This window comes from Amycolatopsis sp. NPDC058340, from assembly GCF_042723975.1.
In the GTDB taxonomy this organism is placed as follows: domain Bacteria; phylum Actinomycetota; class Actinomycetes; order Mycobacteriales; family Pseudonocardiaceae; genus Amycolatopsis.
Genome location: NZ_JBHXIB010000003.1, coordinates 50,099 through 76,159, shown reverse-complemented (window position 1 = coordinate 76,159; position 26,061 = coordinate 50,099). Strand labels below are relative to the sequence as shown.

Genomic DNA, 26,061 nt, shown 5'->3' with positions numbered 1-26,061 from the left:
CAACGTGCCGCCTCGCCGATCACTCACCAGGGAACGCGTACTGGAAGCCGCGATCGAAGTCGCCGACCGCGGCGGCGTGGAAGCGATGACCATGCGCCGCGTCGCGCAGCACCTCGGTGTGGAGGCCATGTCGCTGTACCACCACGTGCCGAACAAGGACGCGATCCTCGACGGTGTCGTCGACGCGGTGTTCGCGGCGATCGAGCTGCCCGGCGACGAATCCGGCGATTGGCGTGAGGCGATCCGCGTACGTGCTTCCTCCGCGCGCGCGGTGCTGTCGCGGCACAGCTGGGCACTCGGTCTCGTGGACTCCCGCCGCAATCCGGGGCCGGCCACGCTGCGCCACCACGACGCCGTCTTGGGCGTGCTCCGGCGGGCGGGATTCACACTCCCGATGGCGGTGCACGCGGTCTCGCTCATCGACAGCTACGTCGGCGGTTTCGTGTTGCAGGAGGCGAATCTTCCGGCGAGCGAGGAAGTCGCGGAGGTGGCGGACGACATTCTGGAGCACCTTCCGCCGGGCGAATTCCCTTATCTGGCAGAGGTGATCACCGACCACGCCCGGCGACCGGGCTACGACCACACGAGCGAATTCGACTACGGCCTCGACCTCATCCTGGACGGCCTCGAAGCCCGCCGGAAGTGACTCACCCCGGCAGCACGAGGGCCAGCCGGGCGACCGGCGGCAACGGTGACGGCTCCGGCACGGCACGGAAGGCCTGGATCACGAGTGCGGCGAACCGCCGGGACGCCGCGACCTGCGCGGCCGCCGAAGCGGCCTGGATCCCGTTGTTGGCCATGAGCATGAGGATCAGGTCTTCGAGGACGAAGTCGGGACGCAGTTTCCCGGCGTCCTTCGCCCGGCCCGCCAGTTCGGCGATCGCCTTGAGCGCGTAGTCGCGGTCCGCGGTGAAGTCCACCGCCTTCGGGAAGGCCGAGACGAAAGCGGCCGTGAAACCGCGGTCGCGCGAATGCAGCTCGCAGATCTTCTCGATCACGGAACAGAACCCGCGCCACGGATCCGGGTCGGCGAGCCCGTCGCCGACGACGACGTGGCAGATGCGCATCTGCTCGGCGAACGCCTCCGTCGCCAGGATCTCCTTGGTCGGGAAATGGCGGTACAGCGTGGCGGGGCCGACTTCGGCGCGGCGCGCGACCTCCCGCAGCGGCACGTTCAGCCCTTCGGTGGCGAACAGCGCGCGAGCCGCTTCGAGGATGCGTTCGCGGTTGTCCAGGGCGTCGGAGCGCGGCATCCGAGGCAAACGATCGGTCACCACTCTCACTTTAGCCAAAACGGACGGGGGCGTCCGTTAACTTCGGCCGAAGCAGTGATCGACGATCAGGAGACGAAAATGCGCGCAGTCGAGATCCGGACGTTCGGCGCCCCCGAGGGCCTCGCCGTGATCGACCTCCCCTCCCCCGCGCCCGCGGCGGGAGAAGTGCTGATCGACGTGGAAGCGATCGGGGTCGGCGGCGTCGACACCGTGATCCGGAGCGGCGCCCTCGCCGGTTTCGGCTTCCAGGAAGGGTTCATCCCCGGCAACGAGGTGGCGGGCACCGTCACCTCGGTCGGCGACGGTGTCGATCCGGCCTGGGCGGGGCGGCGTGTCTGGGCGTTCACCGGCGAGGGCGGCGGCTACGTCGAACAGGTCGCCATCCCGGCCGGGAAGATCGTGCCACTCCCCGGGAACCTGCCCGCCGCCGACGCGGTGGCGCTCGGGACTTCCGGCATGGTGGCCCGTTTCGCGCTCGCCCACGCCCATTTCGCGACCGGCGAATCGGTGCTGGTGCGCGGGGCGGCGGGCAGTATCGGGATCATGACGGTGCAGCTCGCGGCGCAGGGTGGCGCGAGCGCCGTGGCGGTCACGACGTCCTCGCCCGGACGCGGCGACCGTCTGCGCGAACTGGGCGCGACCCATGTCCTCGACCGCTCCGGCGCGGGGGACGGCCCGGCGGGGTACGACGTCGTCATCGACATCGTGTCCGGTGTGGACATGCCGTCCTTCTTCGACCGGCTGAACCCGAACGGCCGCATGGTCGTCGTCGGCGTGGTCGCGGGGATGCCGCCGTCGGACTTCGGCGCGAAGCTGATGGCGACGTTCCGGAAGTCCCTGTCGTTCGCCGCCTTCAGCGCGGACTCGATCCCCGAGCCGGATCGGCGGGCGGCGAGCGCGGACCAGTTCGCCGCGGCGGCGCGCGGTGAACTGCGTTCCGTGGTGCACGAGCTGCTGCCACTGGAGAAAGCAGTTCTGGCGCACCGGAAGATGGACGACGGCGAGGTCTTCGGCAGGATCGTGCTGACCCCGTAGGCGAGGTCCATTGTGGAGCACCCTGTCACCCGGTCAGTGCAAGTTTCCCCATCGCGTGCGCTCTCGCACTAGGCTGCCCACTCGTGCCCGATCCGATGCCCGAGGGAACCGGCTTCAGGGCGGTCGACCTGCGGCCGCTCTCCGAGGGCGAGGGCACCGGCGCGTATTGCGTGAACGACGCGGGGAAGATCGTGGGCGAGTCGGGTTCGCGGCCGGTGTGGTGGGACGGCGACGGTGCCCCCACGCCCCTGCCGGTCCTCGACGGCTGTTCCGGCGGCCGCGCGGTCGGCGTCAACACCGCGGGACTCGTCGCGGGCGCGCTCTGCGCCGGCGAGTATCTCCAGCCGGTGTGCTGGCGGCCCGACGGCGGAGTGCACGCGCTCGAACTCCCCGACGGCGCGGTCTCCGGCACGGCCTGCCGGGTGAACGAACGCGGATCGGTACTGGGCAACGTGATGTGGCCGGGCTACCGCTGGCGGGCAGTGCGCTGGGACCCCGGCGGCGAGGCCGTCGAACTCGGCTCCCTTCCCGGCGACGGCGAGACGCAGGGGCACGACCTGAACGGCCTGGACGAGGTCGTCGGGTCGGCCAAGAACGGCACGGGCACCCGGACCGCGGTGCACTGGACGTCCTCGGGGAAGATCCGCAAACTGCCTCCACCCCGCCGCGTGACGGCGTGCGGGATCACCGACTCCGGCGCCATCCTGGGCGACGGGGTGGTGTGGAACCGCGATGGGGGCACCGTCCTGCTGACCGGTGAGCCGGAGTTCTCCGCGGGACAACTCGTCCGGATCACCGGGCGTGGCGTCGCGATCGGCTGGGGAGTGACCCCGGACCGGCGCGGCATCTGCGCGCGCTGGGCTCCCGACGGACGCCCCACCGTGCTCCGGCCCCTGCCATCGGACGACGCCAGCACTTGTTTCGACATCGACGACGCGGGGACGGTCGTCGGCGAATCCGTCGGCAAGGGCACGGTGCGGCCGGTCCGCTGGGACGCGGACGCGACACCGCACCCGCTTCCGTCGCCTCGCGGGCTCACGGCGATCGTGGCCCAGCACATCAACGCGAACGGCACCGTCATCACCGGCTACGGGTTCGCGGCGGACAGCTCCGCTTATCGCGGGATCGCCTGGCTCCGTTCGTGATCACGACGGTTCGGCAGCTCGATCGCGCGCCGCATCGCCGACGAGCTGGCGGCCCTTTGGGCCGAGGCCGAGGAGCAGCACGAGACCTGGCTGGCCCTTCGGGGATTGAACCCGCACGTCCGGGGTATGCCCTGATCATGGAAGTCGACGCCGTCGTGGTCGGGTCGGGGCCGAACGGCCTGGTCGCGGCCAACCTGCTGGCCGACGCGGGCTGGGAGACGCTGGTCATCGAGGCGACGCCGAAACCCGGTGGCGCGGTCCGGACCGAAGAGCTCACCGCGCCGGGTTTCCGGAACGACGTCTACAGCGCCTTCTACCCGCTCGGAGCCGCGTCACCGGTGCTCGCCGGGCTGAACCTCGAGGACCACGGCCTGCGGTGGCGGCACGCCCCCGCGGTGCTGGCGCATGTACTGCCCGACGACCGGTACGTGATGCAGTCCCGCGACCTCGAACGCACCGCGCGGTCCGTCGCGGAGTTCGACGAACGGGACGCGGACAACCTGCGGGCCGAACACGCGAGCTGGCGGCGTCTGCGCGAACCGCTGCTGGACGCGATCGTCCGCCCTTTCCCGCCGGTGCGGCCGGGAGCGCGGCTGGTCAAAACGCTCGGCGCCGCGGAATCGCTCCGGCTGGCGAGGATGCTGACGCTGACCGCCCGCGGGCTCGGCAAGGAGAAATTCGACGGTGCGGGCGCCCGGCTGCTGCTCGCGGGCAACGCCATGCACACCGACCTCGGTCCGGACCAGGCCGGGAGCGGTGTCTTCGGCTGGCTGCTGACCATGCTCGGCCAGGACGTCGGGTTCCCGGTCCCGGAAGGCGGCGCGGGCCGCCTGACCGACGCGCTGGTGAGCCGCCTGACCGCCAAGGGCGGCGAGGTCGTCTGCGGCAGGCCGGTCACCGAGGTGACGCTGTCGGGCGCCCGGGCGGTGGGTGTCCGCGACGCGGACGGACGGCGGGTCCGGGCCCGCCGGGCCGTACTCGCCGACGTCCCCGCTCCGGTGCTGTACCGGGATCTCGTCGGTGCCGGACACCTGCCCGCGCGGCTGGTGTCCGATCTGGACCGGTTCGTCTGGGACGACGCCACGATCAAGGTGGACTGGGCGTTGTCCTCACCCATTCCTTGGAGCGCGGCCGAAGTCGGGCAGGCGGGGACCGTCCACATCGGAGCGGACCTCGACGGTCTCGCCGGGATCGCCAACGACCTCGCCTGCGGGCGGGTGCCCGGTGACCCCTTCCTGTTGCTCGGGCAGATGACCACCGCCGACCCGACCCGCTCCCCCGCCGGAACCGAATCGGCCTGGGCGTACACCCACGTGCCGAGGGGCGGATCCTGGCCGGATTCCCGGTTGCGGCGACACGCCGACCGGATGGAAGAGGTCATCGAGCGGCACGCGCCCGGCTTCCGCGACCTGATCGCCGGCCGCGCGATCGCCGGGCCCGCCCAGCTGCAGAAGGGAAACCACAGCCTGGTGGAAGGTTCGATCAACGCCGGGACCGCGGCGATCCAGCAACAGCTCTTCTTCCGGCCCGTTCCCGGGCTCGGCCGGGCCGACACCCCGATCGACCGGCTCTTCCTGGCGTCCGCGTCGGCGCATCCCGGCGGGGCGGTGCACGGCGCGCCCGGCTCGAACGCCGCCAGGGCCGCCCTCGCCAGGGACGGCTGGGCCGGTTCCGTCTACCGGGCGACGGTGCGTGCCGCGCACCGCGCCGTCTACCGATGAGGACGCCGCGGATGAAGATCGTCGTCACCGGCGCGAGCGGGAACATCGGGACCGCCTTGCTCCGGGCCCTGAGCGGACAAGGCCACGAGGTGATCGGGGTGGCGCGCCACCGGCCCGATACGACCGTCGCGCCCTATTCGCCGGCAAGCTGGGTCCAGCAGGACGTCGGCGCGAACGACGCTTGGCCGCGACTGACCGGGATCTTCGACGGCGCGGACGCGGTGGTGCATCTCGCCTGGGCGATCCACCCGCGCGCCGACGACCCGGCGATGCGCCGCACCAACGTCGCGGGCAGCGCGAACGTCCTGCGCGCGGCCGCCGACGCCGGAGTGGAGCACATCGTGTGCGCGTCTTCGGTCGCCGCCTACACCCCCGCCGCCCGCTGGCGCGAGGTCGACGAGGAATGGCCCTGCGGCGGGCTCGCCGAAAGTGCCTACAGCGCGGGAAAAGCGGCTTTCGAGACCCAGTTGGACGAATTCTGCCGGCACTACCCGGACATCGGGGTGGCCCGGATCCGCCCGTGCGGCGTCGTGCAGCCGGACGCGGCGGCCGAGTTCTCCGGCTGGCTGCTCAGCCCGCTGGCGCCGCCGTTGCCGTTCGGCGGCGACTGGCTCCCGGTGCCCTTGTGGCCGGGACTGCGGATGCAGGTGGTGCACGCCGACGATGTGGCGCGGGCCATCCGGGCGATCCTCGACCGCCGGGCGACCGGGGCGTTCAACCTCGCCGGCGAACCGGTGCTGAAAAGCCGCGACCTCGCCGGCCTGGCCGGCGGGTTCAGGATTCCGGTCCCGCTGAAACTGCTGACCGCGCTGGCCTGGCCGAGCTGGCGGCTGGGGCTGCAACCACTGCACCCGTCCTGGTTGCGCCTGGCCGATCGCGCGTCCCTTGTGGACACTCGGCGCGCGCGGGAGGAACTCGGCTGGCGACCGCGGCACGACCCGGCGGCGACGATCAGCGACCTCCTCGCCGCCATCCGCGCCGGACGCCGCGGCGACAGCCGTCCCCTCGACCCGCCGCGGGGCCGGATCCGGCTCGGACGGCCGAGCCACCAGGACCAGTCCGCCGGTTAGACCGCCGCGCGCCCCTTCGCGAGATCCGCGAGACGCCGAAGGGATTCCCGGTTCCGCGGTACCAGGACGAGCGCCTGGGCCGCCTCCGGCAGCACCCGGCCCGGCCCTCGGATCGCGTGCTCGGACATCAGGACCTCCGTGGTCCCGGGCTCGGTTTCCCGCAGTTCCAACCGGATCCGGGCGGTGCCGAACGGCCAGGCCCGCGCCTCGAGTTCGAGCAGCCGTGGCGGGTCGGCGACGTGCACCTTCGTGATGTCGTCGAGCAGTACGGGCCAGGACCCGACACGGTGATGGATCCGCGTTCCCCGCGCGGGCCAGCCCTTGTCCACGTCGCGGATATGGGAGGCGCCCACCACCCAGGCCGCGTAGGTCCACCCGTCCGCGAGCACCTCGAACACGCGCTCGGGGGACGTTTCCACCGTCATCTTCACGTCGACCATGAACCATCCCGCCCTGTCGTCGGCCCTCACCTCACCCGAGGCGAATACCCTGCGACGGCAGCGGCAAACCCCCTGAGCAGGGCGAGGTCAGTCACGCCAACGGTTGTTGAGGAAGGCGTCGTCCTCGTCGTCGGCCGGTGCCGGGCGGGCGCGGGGAGCACGCCGGGGTACGTCCCGCCCTTTGGGGGCGGCTGGCGGCTCCGAGCCGAAAGGAGCCGCCATGTCCACGGAGTCGTCTTCGAACGCCGACGTGTTCCCCGGCTGCGCGTGCGACCGGTCGGTGCTCCACCCGGATTTCGTCTTGCGCTGCCCCAGTTCCCGCCGGTGTTCGACGTACCGCTGGGCGGTCTGGACCTGTTTGGTCATGAACTCCTGCGAGCTGGCCTTGATCTCGTCGGCCCGCTGCTCCCGCAGCGCCCGGCGCTCCGACTGCTCGCGGACGAGACCGTCCAGGGTCGCCCTCATGGCGGCGGTGTCCTCGGCGCTCATCTGTTCTCCCCTGCCCCGGCTCACCGCTTGCGGGTGACCGACTGATCCTCATCGTCCAGCAACGAACCGGTGATCCGGCCGGTGGGTTCGTTGATCCGGTCGAACACCTCGCCCTCGATCCGGTACGCGCGGTTGGTCCGTTCCTGGTCTCCGCCCTGGCCGCCCGCTCCGCCTGCCCCCATGCCACCCATCGGGGGCATCGCGCCACCGCCGAACGTCTGGCCGGTCGTGCCGCTCATCGGAGCGGACGGGGCAGCCGCCGCCACGTGCTGCGGCTGCTGGGCCCCGCCGCCGGTGTGCACGCCCTCGGTCAGCGACTGACCGGCCACGGGGCTCGCGGGTTCGAAGGGCACAGACGGCGCCGAGGCACCACCGCCACCGCCGAAACCGCCGCCGATGTCGCCGCCGCGGATCCCGTCGGGGACGGTCCCGCCGCCACCGTGGTGCGGGGTGAAGGCCGGTTTGGAGTCGGGCTGCGCCGTCCCGGTGACGGGAGTCGCCGGATGCGCCGCCTTGTCCGTGGCGGGCTTGTCCTCGCCCAGGGTGTAGGTCGTCGGTTTGCCGGTGCCGTCGTCGACGGTGACGACCGTCGGCCCGGACGGACCGTCGGGACGCTCGGCGGTGATCTTCACATCGCCGTCCTGGATGTGGATCTTGCCGTCCGGCCCCGGACGGTGGACGCCGTCCTTGTCCGGTTTCCCGTCGTCCGGACCGGGAGTGGAGCCCAGCTTCGACTCGTCACCCTCGCCGGTCCAGTCGAGCTTGAAGTCCTTGGCGGGCCCGGAACCGTCCCCGACCTTGATCTCCATCTCGCCGTCTTTGTCCGGCTCGGTCATCTCGAAGGTCTTGTCGCCCTGCTTGACCTTGAGGGTCTCGCGTTCGCCGTCTTCGGCCTTGTCGCCGTCCGCACCGGGTTTGTCACCGGTCAGCTTGTCGCCGCCTTCACCGCGCAGCTCGTCACCGAGCTTGTCCAAGGCGTCCGAAGCCTTCTTCTTCGCCTCGTCCGCGGCCTTCTCGGCGTCCTTGGAATCGCCATCACCCATGCCGCCGGGGGCGTCGCCCAGTTTGTTCAGCGCGTCGGAGGCCTGTTTCTTCGCCTCTTCAGTGGCCTTCTCGGCCGCGGCCTTGGCGTCGGCCGCGGCGTCGGTGTTGCCACTGCCACCGGGACCACCTCCGGTGCCTCCGCCACCCGGACCGGAACCGCCAGAACCGCCGAGGTCGCCGCCGGTCGGACCGTCGCCCAGTTTGCCGAGCGCCTCGGAAGCCTGTTTCTTCGCGTTTTCGGCGGCCGCCGCTGCCTGCTTCTTCGCCTCTTCGGCGGCGGCCTTCTGCTCGTCGCCGTTCGACGGCGGCGGGACCGAACCCGAGGGCGAGGTCTGATCCTTCTTTTCGTCCGGCCCGCCACCGATGCCGCCGCCCGGCGATCCGCCGCTCTCGGGAATGTTCACGTCCGGGATGGGCGGGGGTTTCTGCGCCGCCGGGCCGGTGCCGCCACCAGGGCCGGAACCACCCGATCCGGGGCCGCCACCAGGACCGCCACCGGTGCCGCCCTCGGGGCCACCACCCGGCCCACCGCCAGGACCGCCGGTGAAGTCCGGCCCCTGGCCAGAACCACCAGGCCCGCCACCGGGACCACCGCCAGGTCCGCCACCGGGACCACCGGTTCCCGAACCGCCGGGGCCACCGCCCGGCCCGCCGCCGGGACCACCCTGGCCACCGGTGAAGTCCGGGCCCTGGCCACCGGGTCCGCCGCCCGTGCCGCCAGGTCCGCCGCCCGTGCCACCGGGACCGCCCGCGCCACCGGCGCCGCCCTTGTCACCCGCGCCTTCGAACTCGTTCTTGACCTTGCCCATCACCTTGTCGAGTTCGTCGTAGGCCTGGTTGACGAAATCCTTGGTGTCCTTGCAGGACTTGACGAAACCCTCGTAGATGATGGTCCACATCTCGGGGATGAACTGCCGCTGGATCCACTGCTTGGCGAGGTCCTGGCCCGCCTTCTTGAACTCGTCGTCGTCGCAGCAGCCGTCGTTGTTCAGCTGCTGGACCAGGTTGGAGCCGAAGTTGACGTCCATCCAGCCCGCGATCGCGCCGAGGTCCTCCTTGCCGCTCTTCTCACCGGCGGCGATGGCGATGACCTTCTGCGCCATCGGGAAGTCCGCTTTGCCGACGATCTCCTTGTAGAGATCGATGACCGTGTCGGCCTTGCCCTTGCACAGTTTGAACACCGTCGCGCTGGTGTGCAGCGTCGCTTCGCTCGCGTGGTTGAGCGTCTCCGACAGTTTCTTGGCCTTGGGGAGGATCTTCTCGTTGTAGTTGTCCGACGAGGCGTCCGCGGCCTTGCCGGTCCACGTCCCGTACAGCGTGTTCAGCTGGGAACCGGTCTCGTCGATGGTTTTCTGGACGGTCTTCGAGCCGGTCTTGAAGTGGGCGGCGTCGTCGACGAAGTTCTTGAAGCTGATGCCGCGCTGCTCGTCGAACGGCTTCTTGATGTCCTTCTCGAAGTCGAGCGCGCGGGTGGTGCCGCGGCAGTCTTCCGGGAGCTTCGCGAGCAGTGAGCCGAAGGTTTCGAAGACCTTGAGCGCGGGCGCGGCGGCGTCGAAGATCTCGTCCGACGTCTTGGTCCCGGCGCCCTCGGCGGTGGGTTCCTTCGTGGCGTCGAGTTTCTTGTTGCCCTCGTCGACGGCCTTCGTCTCCGCCTTCCGGTTGAAGCTCGCCTGATCGCCCGCGCCCTTCGCGCTGTTGTAGACCTTGTCGAGGTCGTCGTCGTAGGGCAGGAACGGAAGCGCGTTGTAGGACGCCGCGTATTTCTCGGCTTCCTTGCGCTTCTCCTTGATCTCCTCCGGTTCCTGGTCCGCCGTCCACGGCGGGGGCGCCGGATGCGTCCGCATCCACGAGCCGATGAGCTTGGTCTTCTGTTCGGCGGGGACCGCCGGGTCGTCGAGGACGGCCTTGACGTCGGTCCAGGTGGTATTGGTGGCCACTAGCGCATCCCCGTCTCGGTGATCTTGTTCCTCTGCTCGTCCTCGTTGGCGCCGTACGCGGTGCCCGCGGTGCCGAGGTTCGTACCGAACGAGCCGAGCGTGGTGCTGTATCCCTGGACCGACGCCCACAACGCCGCCACGCCGTCGGTGTACTTCTTCGCGTGGTCGCCGTGCGCCTGACCGAAACCGGCCGCGTTCACCGGAGTGCTCGACAGATCCGGGTTGTCTTCGAGCAACTGCTCCGTCAGCTTTCCGATGTTCTTCGACGCCGATGAAAGCGCATCGGTCGCCGCGGTGAAGCCCCCGCTCATTCTTTTCAGCGCCTTTCGTCGGATGCGTCGGCTTTACCGCCGAGTGCTTCTTCGAGCACCTCGGCCACCGACCCGATGTCGGTGAACCGGTCCAGCTGGTCCAGATCAATCCTCACGTCGTGGTAGATCTCCAGCGCCGACAGGAGTTTTATCCGTCCCTTGGAGTCGATACCCAGCTCTTCGAGCGGCGCGTCGGACTCGATTTCGGCGGGATCAAGCCGAAAAATCTCACTGACGACCTTCACGATCTCCGCGCGGTGATCACCCACGGGGCCGACTATAACGCGCCCTCGCCGCGGCCCGCGCGACCTTGCCACTGGAAGTGCGCGGAAGGTCACCGGAGGGAACCAGACGTACAGATCGCAACGTCAGATCATGTTCCCGTGAAACGGCGCGCAATACCACTCTCGTCACTTCTTTGACATCCGCGTCGGCGTTCTTTGCCCATTCGGCTACCAACATCGCCCCTTCGCCCCTTTCGTCCGAGACGCCGAACGCGGCGACGCGGTCGCGGCGGATCGCCGGATGCGCCTCGCCCGCCACGGCTTCGATGTCCTGCGGGTAGAAGTTGCGGCCGTCGATGACGATGAGGTCCTTGAGCCTGCCGGTGATGTAGAGATCGCCGCGGTGGAACACGCCGAGGTCTCCGGTGCGCAGCCAACCCCCGGCACCGTCGAGCTCGCCGCGGAACGCGGCGGCGTCACCGCGGCCCCAGTATCCCGACGCGACGTTCGGCCCGTGGATCCAGATCTCACCGACGAGACCGTCGGCCCGTGCCACGCCGTCGCCGACGATCCGGACCCGCTGGCCGAGCGGACGCCCGACCGAGACGAGTTCCTGGCCGTCCGGCACCTCGATCGCATGGCCCTGTGCCAGGGCTTCTCTGTCGAACACCGCGCTCCGCGGCCCTTCGGCGCCCGCGCTCGCGACGTACACGGTGGCCTCGGCCAGGCCATAAGACGGGCGGTGTGCTTCGGCGCGGAACCCGCGCGAACCGAAGGCTTCCAGGAAGCGCTCGACCGTCCGCGGCTGGACCGGCTCGGCGCCATTGAGCGCGACCCGGACGCCTGACAGATCGAGATCCTCCCCTGCTTCTTCGGCGGCTTCGACGGCAAGGTCGAACGCGAAGTTCGGCGCGGCGGTGAACACGGCCGGGTGATCGGCGAGCTGACGCAACCAGCGCACGGGGCGGTGCACGAATTCGGCGGGCGACATGAACACCGATCGCGCGCCCGCGTGGACCGGCAGGCACAACAGCTGGATCAGGCCCATGTCATGGAAGAACGGGATCCATCCGGCGCAGGTCGTGCCCTCGTCGACGGCGTAGGCCCGGCTCGCCTGCCAGCAGGCGGCGGCCACCGCCCGGTGCGGGATCACGGCACCGGCGGGCTCCCGGGTCGACCCGGACGTGTACTGCAGATACGCGGGGCTTTCCGGCGCGACGGGAAGCGGATCGATGCCTGGCCCGGAGAGATCGTCGACCACGATCAGGTGATCCGGCTCGCCGGCTTCACGCACCTTCGCGACGGCGGCCGAAGAAGTCAGCCAAACCCTTGCGCCACAATCCGCCAGCACGCCGGCGAGCCTGCCACGCTGCGAAGGACTGGCCGGTGCCATCAACGGCACGGCCACCAGACCTGCCGCGAGCGCGCCGAAGAAGGCCAAGGGGTAGTTCAGGTCCTGGCCGGTGAGCACGGCGACGCGATCACCCGGCCGCGTGACCGATCGCAGCGCGCCCGCGACCACTCGCACCCGGGAAACGAACTCCGTCCAGGTGACCGTGCTGTCCACGCCGGCGCTGTGGTCCTGGTGCGTGAACAGCGGACGAGGGTCAGCCTCACGAGCGAACAGCCGCTCGACGATCGAGGTGCGCAGCACCTGCTCCGGCACATCCTCCGGCGACGCGGTCATAGCCCGCAACGTACTGGAACCGCCGCGAGTGCGCGCGGAGGGTCCATTCGATTCACCGTCCTAAGTAGACTATGACCCGGCGCGATCGACCGGCGTTCGCTCTTGGGAATTCCGGACAGAAGACCGGACATTCCTCGCTCTTTCCCTGGCCACGGCCCCACACTCGGCGGGCAGTGTGTTTCTTTCCCCCGGCCTTGGAGGAGTAACCATGCGTCGAAGAATCGCCCTGGCACTCGGCGGCGCCGCCGTCCTGACCGCGAGTCTCACTTCCGCCGCCCTCGCCCCGATCGCACAGGCTTCCCCCGGATTGCTCGCCGCGATGCAGCGGGATCTGGGGCTCACCGCCGCACAGGCCTCGACCCGGCTCACCCAGGAAATGACCGCCTCGCGGGTGCTGCCCGCCGCGCAGCGGGCCGCGGGCGCGGCGTTCGGCGGCGCCTGGTTCGATCCGGCGCGCGGCGCGCTCGTCGTCGGGGTGACCGACCCCGCGGCGGCGACCGCCGTCCGGGAGGCCGGTGCCGAACCCGCCGCGGTCGCGATCACTGCGGCCCGGCTCGACGCGGCCAAGGCCGAAATCGACTTGTCGGCCAAGACCCGGCCCGCCCCCGCCGCCGTCAGCGGCTGGCGCGCCGACCCGCGCAGCGGCAGCGTCGTGGTCGCGGTGCGACCCGGCGCGCACGGTTCGGACGTCGAAGACTTCGTGGCCAGGGCAAGGAAATCCGGTCCGGTCACGGTGGTCACCGCGCCCAAGGCCGAACCGTTCGCGGCCGGTACCGTCGGCGGCGACCCGTACTACATCAACGGGAACACCCGCTGCTCGATCGGGTTCAGCGTCCACGGTGGATTCGTCAGCGCCGGCCACTGCGGCGGCACCGGCAGCCCGGTCGTCGGCTGGGACGGCTCGGCGATGGGCAGCTTCGCCGGTTCTTCCTTCCCCGGCAACGATTACGCGTTCATCCGGATCGGCAACGGCTGGTGGACCGCGCCCGTCGTCCTCGGCTGGGGCACCGTGAGCGACGCGCTCGTCCGCGGCTCGTGGGTCGCTCCGGTCGGCACCTCGGTGTGCCGGTCCGGTTCGACGACACACTGGCACTGCGGCACCGTGCTGGGGCACAACGAGACGGTCAACTACTCGCAGGGCGCCGTCCACCAGATGACCCGCACGAACGTCTGCGCCGAACCCGGTGACTCCGGTGGCTCCTTCATCACCGGTGACCAGGCGCAGGGCGTCACCTCCGGTGGCTGGGGCAACTGCGGTTCCGGCGGCGAGACCTGGTTCCAGCCGGTGAACGAGATCCTGCAGAACTACGGCCTGTCCCTCGTCACCGCCTGACGGCGATCCGTGAGTGGCGATTCGTTCCCCGCGGATCGCCACTCACGACGTCCGGGAACCGCCTACTGTCGCCTGGCGGCGAACAACCGGTCCAGCGCCACGCGGCTTTCTTCGGTCCCGGCGCGGTAGATCACCAGGCGCTGGTCCTGATCCTCGAGCGGGGTGAGCACCTCGTAATCCAGTTCGACCACACCGGCCTCGGGATGCCGCATCACCTTGCGCCCACGGCCGTTGACCTTGACGTCGCGTTGCGCCCACAGCCGCGCGAATTCCTCGTCTTCGGTGAATTCGGCGATCAGCTCGGTCAGGGCCTGATCGTCCGGATGCACCGCCCAGGCGGCGCGCAGATGAGCGATCCCCTCCCGGACGACACGTTCACGATCCGCGTAGAACTCGCGGATCTCGGGGTGCTTGAGGCACAACCACATCGAATTGCGCTGCGACGGCGGCAGGGTGCCGAAATCCACCAGCAGTCCCGCCATTTCGTCGTTCCAGGCCAGGATGTCGTAGCGGTGGTTCATCAGCATGGCGGGCAGCGGCGAAAGATCCGCGACCAGCCTGGCCAGCGGCGGCGCCGCGGTGGTGGCGAGTTTGTCGGCGTTGCGGGGACGCTGCCTGGCCAGGTCGAAGAGGTAGGCGCGTTCGTCGGGCGCCAAGCGCAGCGCCCTGGCCAGCGCCTCCACGACGTCCGCCGACGGCCGCAGCCCACGGGCCTGTTCCAGCCGCACGATGTAGTCGACGCTGACCGCCGCCAGTTCGGCGACCTCTTCGCGGCGCAGCCCCGGAGTCCGCCGGGACCGGCGGCGCGACGGCAGGCCGAATTCCTCCGGGTCCAGGCGTTCACGCCGGGCCCGCAGGAACGCGGCCAGCTCCTGTGTCGTGTCCACGGTGGAGATCGTCATGCCCGGTCCAACAGCCAGGGTGGGACCCGTGTTCCCAGGAAATGTTCTCCCTTATCCCCCGCTCGTGGCGGTCGCAGACTCGGCTTCGGCAACGGAACACGAGCACAGGAGGACCCGATGTCGCTCACCCTCGACACCTATCGGCTGCTGGGCCGGTCCGGGCTGCGGGTTTCCCCGCTGGCCCTGGGCGCGGCGACCTTCGGCACGGAATGGGGCTGGGGCGCCGAGCAGGACGAGGCACGCAAGCTGTTCGACCGCTACGTCGAACGCGGCGGCAACTTCATCGACACCGCCAACACCTACACGAACGGCAGCTCCGAGCGGCTGCTGGGCGAATTCGCCCGCGACCGCCGCGAAAGCCTCGTGCTGGCGACGAAGTACACGAACCTGCGCCGCCCCGGCGACCCGAATTCCGGGGGCGGCCAGCGCAAGAGCCTGTTCGCGTCGGTCGAAGCCAGTCTGCGGCAACTGAACACGGACTACATCGACCTGCTTTATCTGCACCTGTGGGATTTCACGACGCCGGTCGAGGAGATCCTGCGCGGGATGGACGATCTGGTCCGGCAGGGCAAGGTGCTGTACGTGGGGATCTCCAACACGCCGGCCTGGGAGGTGTCGCGTATGCAGGCGATCGCCGACCTGCGCGGCTGGTCGCCACTGATCGCGCTGCAGATCGAGTACAACCTGATCGAGCGCACCGGGGAACGTGACCTGATCCCCATGGCCCGCGAGATGGGACTGGGCGTGATCCCGTGGTCGCCGCTGGCAGGCGGGGTGCTCACCGGGAAGTACAGCCGGGACGACATGTCCGCGACGCCGTCCAAGGACGGCACCCGCAAGGACTTCAACCTCGCCTTGGGCACGCTCACCGAACGCAACTTCGCCATCGTGGACGTCGTGAAGGAGGTCGCCGCCGAACTCGGCCACACCCCCGCCCAGATCGGTCTGGCCTGGACCCTGCGGAACCCGGGCGTGACGTCACCGATCATCGGCGCCCGCACCACCGAGCAACTGGAGGACAACCTCGGGGCGCTTGAAGTCGAATTCACCGCTTCGCACCTGGCCCGCCTCGGCGAAGCCTCCGCGATCGAACTCGGCTTCCCGCACGACACCCTCGCCAAGGACTCGACCCTCGCGTTCACCCGCGGCGACATGACGATCGAACCACGCCGCTGACCCTCGTCGCGGTCGTGAGTGTTCGTGGTCGCCGGGCCCGAACACTCACGACCAGCGCCGTGGGGCGAGCACCGCGGGCACCGCCTTCAGTTGCGGATGATCCTCCGTTCCGTGGCGACGGCCACCGCACCGGCACGGCTGTCGACGCCGAGTTTGTCGTAGATGTGGACGAGGTGTGTTTTCACCGTGGCTTCGGAGATGAACAGGCGGGCGGCGATCTGCCGGTTGGTCAACCCTTCCGCCACCAACTGCACGATCTCGGTCTCACGAGGGCTCAGCGCGGGCGCCGGGGCCCGCATCTGCCCGAAGAGCCGGGCCGCGACCTGCGGCGCCAACGCGGTCTCTCCACGCGCGGCCGCGTGGATGCCCTTGAAAAGATCCTCGGGCGGTCCCGCCTTGAGCAGGTAGCCGGTGGCGCCGGCGGCCACCGCCCTGGTGATGTCCAGGTCGGCGTCGTAGGTGGTGAGCACCAGTACCTTCGGCGGATCGGGCAGGGCGGTCAGGCGTTCGGTGGCGCTCACGCCGTCCGGGCCATCGCCGAGCTGCAGGTCCATCAGCACGACGTCCGGCCTGCGGGCGGTCGCGAACCGCACGGCCTCGTCGGCGCTCGCGCACTCGCCGATCACCTCGAAGCCAGGCTCGCCTGCCAGCAACGCGGCGATACCGGCCCGCACCACCGGGTGATCGTCGACGATCAGCACCTGGACCGTCATCGAACCTCCCCGGTCGGCACGGCGACGGCGACCGCGGTGCCCTCTCCCGGCGCGCTCTCGACGACCATCTCACCACCGAGTTCGGCGACCCGCTCACCGAGCATCCGCAGCCCGTTTCCCCGCAATCCGCTCGCGCGGGGCGAATCCGGGTCGAAGCCGACACCGTCGTCGCGGATGTCGAGGACCACCTTGTCGGCCAGGTAGGTCAGCGTGACGGCGGCCTTCGTCGCCCTGGCGTGCTCGCTGACGTTCGCCAGCGCACTCTGCGCGACCCGGAGCAGACCTGCCTCCACCTCGGGCGCCAGGGGATACGGATCGCCACTGGTCTCGAAACGCACCGGGTGCGTTGTGGCGAACGTGACCTGCTCGGCGAGCGCTCTCAGGGTCTCGCCGAGGTCGGTGGCCTCGAGCCGCGGCGACCCGAGGCCTTTGACGAACCGGCGTGCTTCGTCGAGGTTGTCCCCCGCCGCGTCGACGGCGCGGGACACGTGGGCTTTGGCCAGTTCCGGATCCGTGTCCCACGATCGCTGCGCCGCCTGCAGCAGCATCCGCATACTCGACAGCCCTTGCGCGAGGACGTCATGGATCTCTCGCGCCAATCGTTCCCGTTCCTCCACCATCCCGGCCGCTCGCTGGCTCTGCGCGAGGTCGATCCTGGTGCGCAGGAGTTCCCCGACGGTCTGGCTCAGTTCCAGCCGGTCCCGGTCGAGTTGCAGGAACGTCATCGTGGCCATCAGCGCGACCGCGATGGGCGCGAGCACGATGCTCGGATCGAACCCGTCCGCGATCCGCAGCTGGGCGAGGATGGTCGCGACGGTCAGGAGGAGGACCACCGCGATCATCATCCGGGGGCGCAACATCTGCAGGCAGACGAAGAACAACGGCACGGCGCACCAGGCGAAACTCGGCGCGGCCACCACCAGCGCCAGCCAGACCGCGATCACCGCCGTCAGCCACACCGGACGCCACCGGTCGAGCGCCTCCCAGCTCAGCACGCCCGCCACGTAGACCAGCGCGAGCGCGCCGGTGAGCACGAGGATCAGCGGGGTGGCACCGCTCAATCCGTGCCCCGCGACGAACCGGGCCACGGACGCGGCGAGCAGCAGGAAGAACCCGGCGTGCATCGCGGCGTTCAGCCGTGTCGCCCCTCCGAGATGCGGTTTCATTCCGGCCCCTCCCTTCCTCGCCGATGATCGTATGCGCGGAGGCTGGGTGCTCCGCATCAATCGTTCGGTTGATGCCCGCACCGACCGCTCGGCGTCCGATCGATGGCCACTCTCCCGATTCGCCGCGGCCCGCCAGGCGGGAAAGTCGAGGGAGAACGAAACACCCCCACACCGCAAAGGAAATCCGATGAACGCCAAGCTCCCCCGCACTCGTCTCGTCCTGGGTATGACGGCCGGTCTCGCGACCGTCGCGCTGGCCACCGGCGTGGGCGCGGCGCAGGCACAACAGGACCGCAAGCCGCAGCCGCCCGCCGCTCAGGCCGTGGTGCAGACCAGTGTGCTCGGCGTCGACGCCGCCACCCGTGCCGCGCAGGCCGCGCTGGACGCGGCCGAGAAGGAGGGTCAGCGGGTCACCGTGGCCGTGATCGACCGGTCGGGCGACGTCCGCGTCCTGCTCAAGGGCGATGGCGCCGGGCCGCAGACGGAAGAGTCCGCCAAGCGCAAGGCCTTCACCGCGGTCTCCTTCGGACAGCCGACCTCCGCGCTGGCCAAGAACGCGCAGGGCGACGGTCCGACCATCCGCGACATCCCCGGCACGCTCTTCCTCGGCGGCGGTGTGCCGGTCGCCGCGAACGGCGGTCCGATCGCCGGGATCGGCGTCGGCGGCGCGCCCAGCGGCGACCTCGACGAGAAGTTCGCCGCGGCGGGCCTGCGCGCCATCGGGGAACTTCGCTGATGATCGGTGAGCGGGCGATCGTGGCTCTGCTCGCCGCCCTCGTGCTCGGTGCCTGCTCCCCGCAGGCACCGAGCGCACCACCCCCGGCGGCACCGGGTACCACCACCCCGCCGCCCGTGTCGTCCCAGCCACCCCGCCAAGGAGTCCCCGTGAGCCAGCTCTTCGAAGCCGACGCGAACCGAGTCCGGCAGGCCGTCGACGCCGGCGCCGACCTGGAGACCCGTGACGATCGCGGCCGGACCCCGCTGCTCGTCGCCGTCACCGAGAACCGGCTCGAGGTCGCCGAGATCCTCGTCAAGGCGGGCGCCGACCCGAACGCGCTCGACGGCAGGCACGACACACCGTGGCTGGTCACCGGGGTCACCGGCAGCGTCCCGATGGCGAAACTGCTGCTGGCGGCCAAGCCGGACCTGACCATCACCAACCGGTACGGCGGTGTCTCGCTGATCCCCGCCTCCGAACGCGGGCACGCCGAGTACGTGCGGCTGGTGGCAGGCAGCGGGATCGACGTCGACCATGTGAACGATCTCGGCTGGACCGCGCTGCTGGAAGCGGTCGTCCTCGGCGACGGCGGGCCGCGCCATCAGGAGGTGGTCCGGGCGCTCGTCGCCGCGGGCGTCGATGTGAACCTCGCCGACAAGCAGGGCGTCACTCCCCTGGCGCACGCCCGGACCAAGGGTCAGACGGCCGTCGCCCGGATCCTCGAAGAAGCCGGGGCGCGCTGACTCCGGCGGTTCGCAACCTTCTCCGATCAAGACCCTCACCTCGCGATTATTTTCTGTTATGCCAATTGACACAAGGCTCCACGGCTGGCTACGGTTCGGCCGTGGAGCAGGCACGAGGACGGGGCAGGCCGCGCAAGGATCCCGCGACGCTGGCCCGATGGACGCCTCCCGAAGGATGGTCACGGCTGGTCGCCTGGATCTCCCCCGAGGAGAAGAAGGCGCTGAAGCACGTGGCGGTCGAAGCCGACGTTTCCGTGGCGGAGCTGATACGGGCACTCGCCGGCGGTCTGACCGTCGGCGCCATCACTCCTGAGGAACTCATCGGGCACGTCGTGAAAGGGAAGACAGTCATGGAGAAGATCCCCACGCTTTTCGAGCGCGACGAACGTTTTCACGTCGTCGACCGGCCTCGCGCCGAGTGCGCCTGGGTATTCGACGGCGCCGGGGTGGGGACCGAGAAGCTCGACGGCACCAACGTCCGGCTGACCGTGCGCGCGGGACAGCTGGTCCGGGTCGAGAAGCGCCGCAACCCGAGCAAAGCGCAGAAGCAGCAGGGCATCGTGGACGGCTGGTACGTGGACACCGACAGCGGATCCGCCGACGACAAGTGGATCCTCGCGGCGGCCGGGAACACCGACGTGTCCGGGTGGCCGGACGGGGAGCATCCGAGTGAGGCGCTCGGACCTCGCATCCAGGGCAATCCCCTCGGGCTGGAGGAGCACCGGTGCGTCCCGTTCGATCTCCAGGCGCCGACGTTGCCCGAGGTGCCCCGCAGCTACCACGAACTCCGGGACTTCCTCGACACTCTGGACAGCCGGTTCTCGCCTGGGCACGTGGCCGAGGGCGTCGTCTTCCACCATCCGGACGGCCGCCGGGCCAAGATCAAGCGCAAGGACTTCCCCCGCGCGGCGACCGCGTAGGCCGCCGGCGCCGGAGGTGACCTCACATCCGGCGCCGGTGTCTCGTCGTACCCGGGACACCACACGCGACCAGGGGGGCGAAACCCATGAACGAACCGACGCTCGACGCGGGACTCAAAGCGATCGTCAGTGAGCGGCGCCAGCTGATCGGGCTCGCGTATCGCCTGATCGGTTCCCTTTCCGAAGCCGAGGACGTGGTGCAGGAGACCTACACCCGTTGGTACGCCCTGTCCCCCACGCAGCGGGAAGCGATCGAGTCGCCCGGGGCCTGGCTGACGACGGTCGCGAGCCGGATCTGCCTGGACCTCCTCGGGTCGGCACGCGCGCGAAGGGAACGCTATGTCGGCGAGTGGCTTCCCGAACCGCTGCCGGGCCACGTCGAGTGGACGACCGGGCGGCCGCCCGCCGACGACCCGGCCGACCGGATCACCCTCGACGAGTCGATCAACATGGCGTTCCTCGTCGTGCTCGAGTCGCTGACCCCGGCCGAGCGGGTCGCGTTCGTCCTGCACGACGTGTTCCGTTACGCCTTCGCCGAGGTCGCGGAGATCGTCGGCCGCAGCCCCGCCGCCTGCCGCCAGCTGGCGTCCTCCGCGCGACGCCGCATTCGTGCGACGCGGGTCGCGCCCGCCCCGGTCGCGACGCAGGCCGATCTCGTCAGGCAATTCAAGAAGGCTTGGGAAACCCAGGACATCCAAGCGCTCATCGGTCTCCTGGATCCCGATGTCAAGGCGGCCAGCGATGGCGGCGGGGTCGTCAGGGCGGCATTGCATCCGTTCGCCGGCAGCGAGGAGGTCGCCTCCTATCTCATCACGTTGGCGCGCTTGACGTCCGGTCTCGAGCTGGTGGAGCGGGACGTCAACGGCCGGCCCGGCCTCGTGCTCCGGCAGGCCGAGCAGACCGTCGCCGTCTTCGCGTTCCACGTCGCCGGAGACCGCATCCAGCACATCTGGGGGATGCGGAATCCTGAGAAGCTCCGTCCCTGGGCCGGAGCTTGACCGCTACGCCGCGAGGGCGCCGAGTTGCCGGAGCTGGGTGAGCACGTCCACGACACCCCAGATCTCGGCGACCCGCCCTCCGGCGAAGCGGAGGATGAAGATCTCGCTGTACGAAACGGTCTTCCCAGTGGCGGGCAGTCCTCGGTACTCACCTCGGTGGGTGCCGGTGACCGTGTTCCGGCAGACGATCCTGTCCCCGTCGGCGAGCACGTCCTCGGCCGTGACCCGCAGATCGGGGAACGCGCGCAGCAGCACCGTCCACACTTGTTTCAGTGCCTGCGCTCCGGTCGTCTCCATCGGCACCGGCGCGTGGAACATCACGTCCGGCGCGACGACCTCGTCGATCGTCTTCTCGATGACGTCGAGGTCGCCGGTGTTGGTCGCCTCGTGGAAGCGGCTGAACGCGGCCCGGTTGCGTGCCGTCTCGGTGGTGGTCATGCGAACTGCCCCACCCGGTAGTCGCCGCCGGGGTTCTGGACGATGGCGTTCACCCGGTTGAAGGCGTTGATCAGCGCGATCACCGCCACCAGCGCGGCGAGCTGGTCCTCGTCGAAATGCTTGGCGGCGTTCGCCCACGCCTCGTCGGTGACTCCGCCGCCGTCGGCCATGCGGCAGGCCTGCTCGGTCACCTCCAGCGCGGCACGTTCGGCCTCGCTGAAAACCGTCGCCTCACGCCAGACGGCGACCAGGTTGATCCGCACGTCCGTTTCACCCGCGGCGGCGGCTTCCTTGGTGTGGATGTCCAGGCACACCGCGCAGCCGTTGATCTGGCTCGCGCGCATCCGCACCAGCTCCTGGATCGTGAGCGGCAGCGGCGAGCCCGCCAGCCCCCTCCCTGCCGAGACGATGGTCCTCATGAACTTTCCGCCGACCGGGTTGCCGAAGTAGTCGAGCCGGGCGTTCATCGCGTTCTCCTTGCGGTAGTGGATGTTCCTGCCCTACCGACGACGCGGCCGCGCGAAATGTGAGGCCTGGGTCCGCTCGGCCACGCGCTCGACCTTGCCGACCAGGAAGACGTACGACAGGATCCCGGCCACCGTGATCACGGTCATGTAGGCGAAGCCGGGCGCGAAACTGTCGTCGGTGACGATCAGGCCGATGACGATCGGCGTGGCGATCGACGACAGGTTCCCGATGAAGTTGAACATCCCGCCGGTCAGCCCGAGCAGCCGCCGCGGCGCCAGCGCGGAGACCAGCGACCAGGTGATCGACGCGAGCCCGTTGCCGAAGAAGGCGATGGACAGGATCACGATGACCATCGCGGTCGAGTCGGTGAACCCGGCCGTGACCATCACGGTGCTCAGCAGCAGCCCGGCGATGATCGGGCCTTTCCGCGCCGCCCCGAGCGAAACGCCGCGCCGCACCAGGAAGTCCGACAGGACACCGGAAACCAGCACACCGACCAGTGCCGCGATAAAGGGCAGCGACGCCAGGAAGCCGGACTTGATGTAGTCCATTTCCCGGTACTCGACGAGATACGTCGGGAACCAGGTGAGGAAGAACCAGAGCGTCGAGGTCAGGCAGAACTGTCCGAAGTAGATTCCCCACAGCTTCCGGCTGCCCAGCACGGTCGCCAGATCCGCCCGCGTGATCCGCGCCCGCTCAGGGCGCTCACGCGGCAGATCCACCAGGCCACCGCCGGAGCGGATCAGCTCCACCTCCGCGTCGTTGGCCCGCGAGTCGCGCGGTTCGCGGTACTTCGCGTACCAGAGCACGGCCCAGAGGATGCCGACCAGACCGGTGGCGATGAACACCCAGTGCCACGAAAGCACGGTCTGCAGCCAGGACAGCACGGGCGTCAGCAGCGCGAGGCCGATGAACTGGCCCGAGGTGTAGAAGCCGATGGCCGTGGCGCGTTCGCGTTCCGGGAACCAGACGGTCGCGATCTTGCTGTTGATCGGATAGGCGGGCGCCTCGAAGACGCCGACCATCAGCCGCAACGCGATCAGCGCCACGAACCCGCCGATGATCCCCATGAAGAACGTCGCGAGCGACCACAGGATCAGGCAGGCCGGATAGAGCAGCCGCGGCGGGATCTTGTCGACCAGCCAGCCGCCGGGCAGCTGCAACGCGGCATAGGTCCAGCCGAAGGCCGACAGGAGGATACCTTGTTCCGCTTTGGACAGATCGAGTTCGCCGGCGATCGCGGGCATCGCGATGGACAGGTTCGAGCGGTCGAGATAGTTGATGACGACGGTGACGAACAGCATCACCGCGATCAGCACCCGGAACCGGGTCGGGCGCACCGCACCCTGGGCGGTCGTGGTCATCGCGCTCACCATTCCGCGAACGAGCCGTCGGCGTGCCGCCACACCGGATTCCGCCAGCGATGGCCCTCGGCCGCGCGTTCGGCGACGTACTCCTCGTTGATCTCGATGCCCAGCCCCGGCCCGCGGGGGATGACGACCTGACCTTCGTCGTAGGCGAACACCGACGGATCCGCCAGGTAATCCAGGAGATCGTTGCTCGTGTTGTAGTGGATGCCGAGGCTCTGTTCCTGGATCGTCGCGTTGTAGCAGCCCGCGTCGATCTGCAGGCAGGCCGCCAGCGCGATCGGGCCGAGCGGGCAGTGCAGCGCCAGGCCGACGTCGTACGCTTCGGCCATGTGCGCGATCTTGCGCGCTTCGGTGATGCCGCCGCAGTGCGACGGGTCCGGCTGGATGATGTCGACGGCGCCCGACGCCAGCACGGTCTTGAAATCCCATCGCGAGAACAGCCGCTCGCCGAGCGCGATCGGGATCGGCGAGTTGCGGAGGACGTCGGCGAAACCGTCGACATGCTCGGAAAGCACCGGCTCCTCGACGAACATCAGCCGGTACGGTTCCAGTTCGCGCAGCAGTACCTTGGCCATCGGCTTGTGCACGCGGCCGTGGAAGTCCACCCCGATGCCGATGTTCGGACCCACCGCCTGCCGCACGGCGTCCACATTGGCCACACAGCGGTCGACCTTGTCCCAGGTGTCCAGATAGGACAGTTCCTCGGTCCCGTTCATCTTCACCGCGCTGAACCCGCGGTCCACCACCTCGCGCGCGGCACGGGCGGTCTCGGCGGGACGGTCGCCGCCGATCCACGAGTACACCTTGATCCGATCGCGCACCCGGCCGCCGAGCAGTTCGTGCACCGGGACGCCGAGCGCCTTGCCCTTGATGTCCCACAGGGCCTGGTCGATCCCGGCCAGCGCGCTCATGTGGAGACCACCGCCCCGGTAGAACCCGCCGCGATACAGGACGGTCCACAGATCCTCGATCTGCGAGGGGTCTTTGCCGATCAGGTAGTCGGAAAGCTCCTCGACGGTCGCGGCCACCGACGCGGCCCGGCCCTCCAGGACCGGTTCGCCCCAGCCGGTGACGCCCTCGTCCGTTTCGATCTTCAGGAACGACCAGCGCGGCGGCACCTGGTATGTCGTCATTGACACGATCTTCATGGTTCTTTTCCTATTCCTGGTGCCAGATCTCGGAAAGTGCGCGGGCACGGACGCCGACCGCGTCCGCGGTGTCACCCGGCCGGTAGAGGCAGGAACCCAGCCCCGCCCCGGCCGCCCCGGCGGCGGCCCAGGCCGCCAGGTTCGTTTCGTCGACCCCGCCGACCGGCAGCAGTCCGACCTCGCGCGGCAGCACGGCGCGCCACGCCTTCATGCCCCCGATCCCGACCGCGCCGGCGGGGAACAGCTTGAGATACCGGGCGCCCGCGGCCAGCGCGGTGAAGGCCTCGGTCGGCGTGGCGACGCCGGGGTACGGCGTCATCCCCTCGGCCACGGCGGCGGAGATCACCGCGGGATCGGTGTTGGGTGCCACGATCAGCCGCGCCCCGGCCTCGCGCGCCCGGCCGACGTCTGCGGTGGTGAGCACGGTGCCCGCGCCGATCTCGCACCGGTCTCCGAACGCGTCGGCGAGCAGGCGGACGCTTTCGAACGGTTCCGGAGAGTTCAGTGGCACCTCGATGGCGGGGAATCCGGCGTCGACGAGCGCCCGGCCGACGCCGACGACCTCGGCCGGGGTCACCCCGCGCAGGATCGCGATCAATCCGGTCACGGTTTCAGTGTCCTTTCAGACGGTCTTCGAGCAGTCCGGCGGCCGTCGCGATCCGCCACAGCCCTCGGGCGGTGACCTCTTCGGACAGCACGATGGCCTCCACTCCCCGTTCGGCGAGGGCGGCGGCGTAACGACGGCAAAGTTCGCCGGCCCCGCACAGCACCACGCTGGTGTCGTTGTCACGCAACAGATGCGAGACCTCGTCGGCGAGCAGGACGCCGGAGAGGTAGTCGGGCAGCGACGCCGGTTCCAGCACGCCGTCGAGCACGAGCGGGCGGGCGCCGAACGCCTCGGTGGCGAGCCCGCGCGAACGCCGTCCCGCGGCGAGCCCCCGGGAGAAGGCCTCGTCGTCGGCGACCGGGTCGGCGGCCGTGCGGGCGAGGATGCCGTGTGTGATCAGCAATCCGTACAGTTCGCCGGTCATCGCGGTGGTGAATCCGGTGACGAGCCCGTCCTCGACGCGGACCCATTTGCTGTGCGTACCGGGGAGCACCACGGTGAGCGGCCCACCGGGATCGCCGAGCGCTTCGAGCACGCCGACCAGTTGCGTTTCCTCGCCGCGGATCACGTCGCCGGGATGCGCGCCGGACGGGATCCGCAGTCCCGGCACGAGATGGAGCACGCCGTCGCGGTGGGACACGGGGACGAGCGAGGGGAAGTCGAGCCTCGCCGGGAGGGTGCGGTAGCCGGAGTCGGCCCAGCCCTGCGCGCTGCCCACCATGCCGGCGGCGAGGGCGGGAAGCCCGGGGAACGCCGAAAGCCAGTCGCCGCAGGTCTTCCGGAAAGCGGACTCGTAGGCGGCCGCCCTGGCTCGCGGGTCATGGAGGTCCACGTCCTCGGTCGTGGTCAGCAGTCCGCGCCCGGCGCTGCGGGCGGCCAGGATCCCGCCGTCCGCGCCGAGCAGCCAGGCACGCTGACCGGAGGTTCCCCAGTCGAGCGCGATCAAGGCGGGTTCGGTGTCGGTCACGAGCGACATCGTGCGGG

27 protein-coding genes are annotated in these 26,061 nt (G+C 70.0%); 11 read left to right on the top strand and 16 right to left on the bottom strand.

Features of this window, described 5'->3' with window-relative positions; translation table 11 throughout:
- Window positions 1-4 precede the first annotated feature (4 nt).
- The gene (locus ACFWIW_RS05435) at window positions 5-646 is read left to right on the top strand and encodes a TetR/AcrR family transcriptional regulator (protein WP_378367279.1); all 642 of its coding nucleotides are present in this window, start codon (window positions 5-7) and stop codon (window positions 644-646) included.
- A gap of 1 nt (window position 647) precedes the next feature.
- Here the strand turns inward: ACFWIW_RS05435 and ACFWIW_RS05430 are convergent, their stop codons facing one another.
- Entirely contained in the window at window positions 648-1,274 is a 627-nt protein-coding gene (locus ACFWIW_RS05430; RefSeq protein WP_378367278.1) for a TetR/AcrR family transcriptional regulator, read from the bottom strand.
- A gap of 78 nt (window positions 1,275-1,352) precedes the next feature.
- Between ACFWIW_RS05430 and ACFWIW_RS05425 the strand changes: the two genes are divergently transcribed.
- The 4 genes from ACFWIW_RS05425 (at window position 1,353) to ACFWIW_RS05410 (ending at window position 6,245) form a co-directional block, all read left to right on the top strand.
- Window positions 1,353-2,309 carry a zinc-binding dehydrogenase gene (locus tag ACFWIW_RS05425; protein WP_378367277.1) on the top strand — a complete coding sequence of 319 codons (957 nt, stop codon included), beginning with the start codon at window positions 1,353-1,355 and terminating at the stop codon, window positions 2,307-2,309.
- An 83-nt stretch (window positions 2,310-2,392) separates the two neighbouring features.
- Window positions 2,393-3,454, top strand: coding sequence for a hypothetical protein (locus ACFWIW_RS05420; RefSeq protein WP_378367276.1), 1,062 nt, complete (start codon window positions 2,393-2,395; stop codon window positions 3,452-3,454).
- A gap of 137 nt (window positions 3,455-3,591) precedes the next feature.
- Window positions 3,592-5,175 (top strand): phytoene desaturase family protein, encoded by a 1,584-nt coding sequence (locus tag ACFWIW_RS05415; RefSeq protein ID WP_378367275.1) that lies wholly within the window; start codon window positions 3,592-3,594, stop codon window positions 5,173-5,175.
- 11 nt (window positions 5,176-5,186) lie between these two features.
- Window positions 5,187-6,245 carry an NAD-dependent epimerase/dehydratase family protein gene (locus ACFWIW_RS05410; protein WP_378367274.1) on the top strand — a complete coding sequence of 353 codons (1,059 nt, stop codon included), beginning with the start codon at window positions 5,187-5,189 and terminating at the stop codon, window positions 6,243-6,245.
- Here the strand turns inward: ACFWIW_RS05410 and ACFWIW_RS05405 are convergent.
- The 6 genes from ACFWIW_RS05405 to ACFWIW_RS05380 form a co-directional block, all read right to left on the bottom strand.
- The gene (locus ACFWIW_RS05405) at window positions 6,242-6,685 is read right to left on the bottom strand and encodes an SRPBCC family protein (RefSeq protein WP_378367273.1); all 444 of its coding nucleotides are present in this window, start codon (window positions 6,683-6,685) and stop codon (window positions 6,242-6,244) included. The genes ACFWIW_RS05410 and ACFWIW_RS05405 overlap by 4 nt on opposite strands.
- 87 nt (window positions 6,686-6,772) lie before the next feature.
- A complete protein-coding gene (locus ACFWIW_RS05400; RefSeq protein WP_378367272.1) occupies window positions 6,773-7,174 on the bottom strand; it encodes a hypothetical protein in 402 nt (133 codons plus the stop codon).
- Between the two features lie 20 nt (window positions 7,175-7,194).
- Window positions 7,195-10,155 carry a WXG100 family type VII secretion target gene (locus ACFWIW_RS05395; RefSeq protein WP_378367271.1) on the bottom strand — a complete coding sequence of 987 codons (2,961 nt, stop codon included), beginning with the start codon at window positions 10,153-10,155 and terminating at the stop codon, window positions 7,195-7,197.
- Entirely contained in the window at window positions 10,155-10,466 is a 312-nt protein-coding gene (locus tag ACFWIW_RS05390) for a hypothetical protein (RefSeq protein WP_378367270.1), read from the bottom strand. Before ACFWIW_RS05390 ends, ACFWIW_RS05395 begins: the two co-directional genes overlap by 1 nt.
- A 5-nt stretch (window positions 10,467-10,471) precedes the next feature.
- Window positions 10,472-10,735: an acyl carrier protein gene (locus ACFWIW_RS05385; RefSeq protein ID WP_378367269.1), complete on the bottom strand. Its 264-nt coding sequence runs from the start codon at window positions 10,733-10,735 to the stop codon at window positions 10,472-10,474.
- Window positions 10,728-12,377, bottom strand: coding sequence for a fatty acyl-AMP ligase (locus ACFWIW_RS05380; protein WP_378367268.1), 1,650 nt, complete (start codon window positions 12,375-12,377; stop codon window positions 10,728-10,730). Before ACFWIW_RS05380 ends, ACFWIW_RS05385 begins: the two co-directional genes overlap by 8 nt.
- A gap of 208 nt (window positions 12,378-12,585) precedes the next feature.
- On the opposite strand from ACFWIW_RS05380, the gene ACFWIW_RS05375 reads away from it, so the two are divergent.
- Window positions 12,586-13,710: a S1 family peptidase gene (locus ACFWIW_RS05375; protein WP_378367267.1), complete on the top strand. Its 1,125-nt coding sequence runs from the start codon at window positions 12,586-12,588 to the stop codon at window positions 13,708-13,710.
- 62 nt (window positions 13,711-13,772) lie between these two features.
- Here the strand turns inward: ACFWIW_RS05375 and ACFWIW_RS05370 are convergent, their stop codons facing one another.
- The gene (locus ACFWIW_RS05370) at window positions 13,773-14,612 is read right to left on the bottom strand and encodes a helix-turn-helix transcriptional regulator (RefSeq protein WP_378367266.1); all 840 of its coding nucleotides are present in this window, start codon (window positions 14,610-14,612) and stop codon (window positions 13,773-13,775) included.
- 117 nt (window positions 14,613-14,729) lie between these two features.
- Here ACFWIW_RS05370 and ACFWIW_RS05365 point away from each other — a divergent pair, with 117 nt between their 5' ends.
- Window positions 14,730-15,788: an aldo/keto reductase gene (locus ACFWIW_RS05365; protein ID WP_378367265.1), complete on the top strand. Its 1,059-nt coding sequence runs from the start codon at window positions 14,730-14,732 to the stop codon at window positions 15,786-15,788.
- A gap of 86 nt (window positions 15,789-15,874) precedes the next feature.
- Here the strand turns inward: ACFWIW_RS05365 and ACFWIW_RS05360 are convergent, their stop codons facing one another.
- Both ACFWIW_RS05360 and ACFWIW_RS05355 read right to left on the bottom strand, forming a co-directional pair.
- Window positions 15,875-16,501, bottom strand: coding sequence for a response regulator (locus tag ACFWIW_RS05360; RefSeq protein ID WP_378367264.1), 627 nt, complete (start codon window positions 16,499-16,501; stop codon window positions 15,875-15,877).
- Window positions 16,498-17,667: a sensor histidine kinase gene (locus tag ACFWIW_RS05355; RefSeq protein ID WP_378367263.1), complete on the bottom strand. Its 1,170-nt coding sequence runs from the start codon at window positions 17,665-17,667 to the stop codon at window positions 16,498-16,500. The genes ACFWIW_RS05360 and ACFWIW_RS05355 overlap by 4 nt, the downstream gene beginning before the upstream one ends.
- 187 nt (window positions 17,668-17,854) lie before the next feature.
- Here ACFWIW_RS05355 and ACFWIW_RS05350 point away from each other — a divergent pair, with 187 nt between their 5' ends.
- From ACFWIW_RS05350 to sigJ, 4 genes are all read left to right on the top strand, one after another.
- The gene (locus ACFWIW_RS05350; RefSeq protein WP_240593469.1) at window positions 17,855-18,403 is read left to right on the top strand and encodes a heme-binding protein; all 549 of its coding nucleotides are present in this window, start codon (window positions 17,855-17,857) and stop codon (window positions 18,401-18,403) included.
- A 149-nt stretch (window positions 18,404-18,552) separates the two neighbouring features.
- On the top strand, window positions 18,553-19,128 hold the full coding sequence (locus ACFWIW_RS05345; RefSeq protein WP_378367262.1) for an ankyrin repeat domain-containing protein: 576 nt from the start codon (window positions 18,553-18,555) through the stop codon (window positions 19,126-19,128).
- 101 nt (window positions 19,129-19,229) lie between these two features.
- Complete coding sequence (locus ACFWIW_RS05340; protein WP_378367261.1) at window positions 19,230-20,048, top strand: hypothetical protein; 819 nt, start codon at window positions 19,230-19,232, stop codon at window positions 20,046-20,048.
- Between the two features lie 86 nt (window positions 20,049-20,134).
- Window positions 20,135-21,046, top strand: a complete 912-nt coding sequence (gene sigJ, locus ACFWIW_RS05335) for an RNA polymerase sigma factor SigJ (RefSeq protein WP_378367260.1) — start codon at window positions 20,135-20,137, stop codon at window positions 21,044-21,046.
- A gap of 3 nt (window positions 21,047-21,049) precedes the next feature.
- On the opposite strand, the gene ACFWIW_RS05330 is transcribed toward sigJ, so the two are convergent.
- From ACFWIW_RS05330 to ACFWIW_RS05305, 6 genes are read right to left on the bottom strand one after another with little or no spacing between them, the layout of a single operon-like run.
- Window positions 21,050-21,484, bottom strand: coding sequence for an ester cyclase (locus ACFWIW_RS05330; RefSeq protein WP_378367259.1), 435 nt, complete (start codon window positions 21,482-21,484; stop codon window positions 21,050-21,052).
- Window positions 21,481-21,951, bottom strand: a complete 471-nt coding sequence (locus ACFWIW_RS05325; protein WP_378367258.1) for a carboxymuconolactone decarboxylase family protein — start codon at window positions 21,949-21,951, stop codon at window positions 21,481-21,483. Before ACFWIW_RS05325 ends, ACFWIW_RS05330 begins: the two co-directional genes overlap by 4 nt.
- Window positions 21,952-21,984: 33 nt before the next feature.
- Window positions 21,985-23,316, bottom strand: coding sequence for an MFS transporter (locus ACFWIW_RS05320; protein ID WP_378367257.1), 1,332 nt, complete (start codon window positions 23,314-23,316; stop codon window positions 21,985-21,987).
- Window positions 23,317-23,321: 5 nt separating this feature from the next.
- Window positions 23,322-24,470, bottom strand: a complete 1,149-nt coding sequence (dgoD, locus tag ACFWIW_RS05315; protein ID WP_378367256.1) for a galactonate dehydratase — start codon at window positions 24,468-24,470, stop codon at window positions 23,322-23,324.
- Between the two features lie 10 nt (window positions 24,471-24,480).
- Window positions 24,481-25,077, bottom strand: a complete 597-nt coding sequence (locus tag ACFWIW_RS05310) for a 2-dehydro-3-deoxy-6-phosphogalactonate aldolase (protein ID WP_378367255.1) — start codon at window positions 25,075-25,077, stop codon at window positions 24,481-24,483.
- 4 nt (window positions 25,078-25,081) lie between these two features.
- Window positions 25,082-26,044: a 2-dehydro-3-deoxygalactonokinase gene (locus ACFWIW_RS05305; RefSeq protein WP_378367254.1), complete on the bottom strand. Its 963-nt coding sequence runs from the start codon at window positions 26,042-26,044 to the stop codon at window positions 25,082-25,084.
- Window positions 26,045-26,061 lie beyond the last annotated feature (17 nt).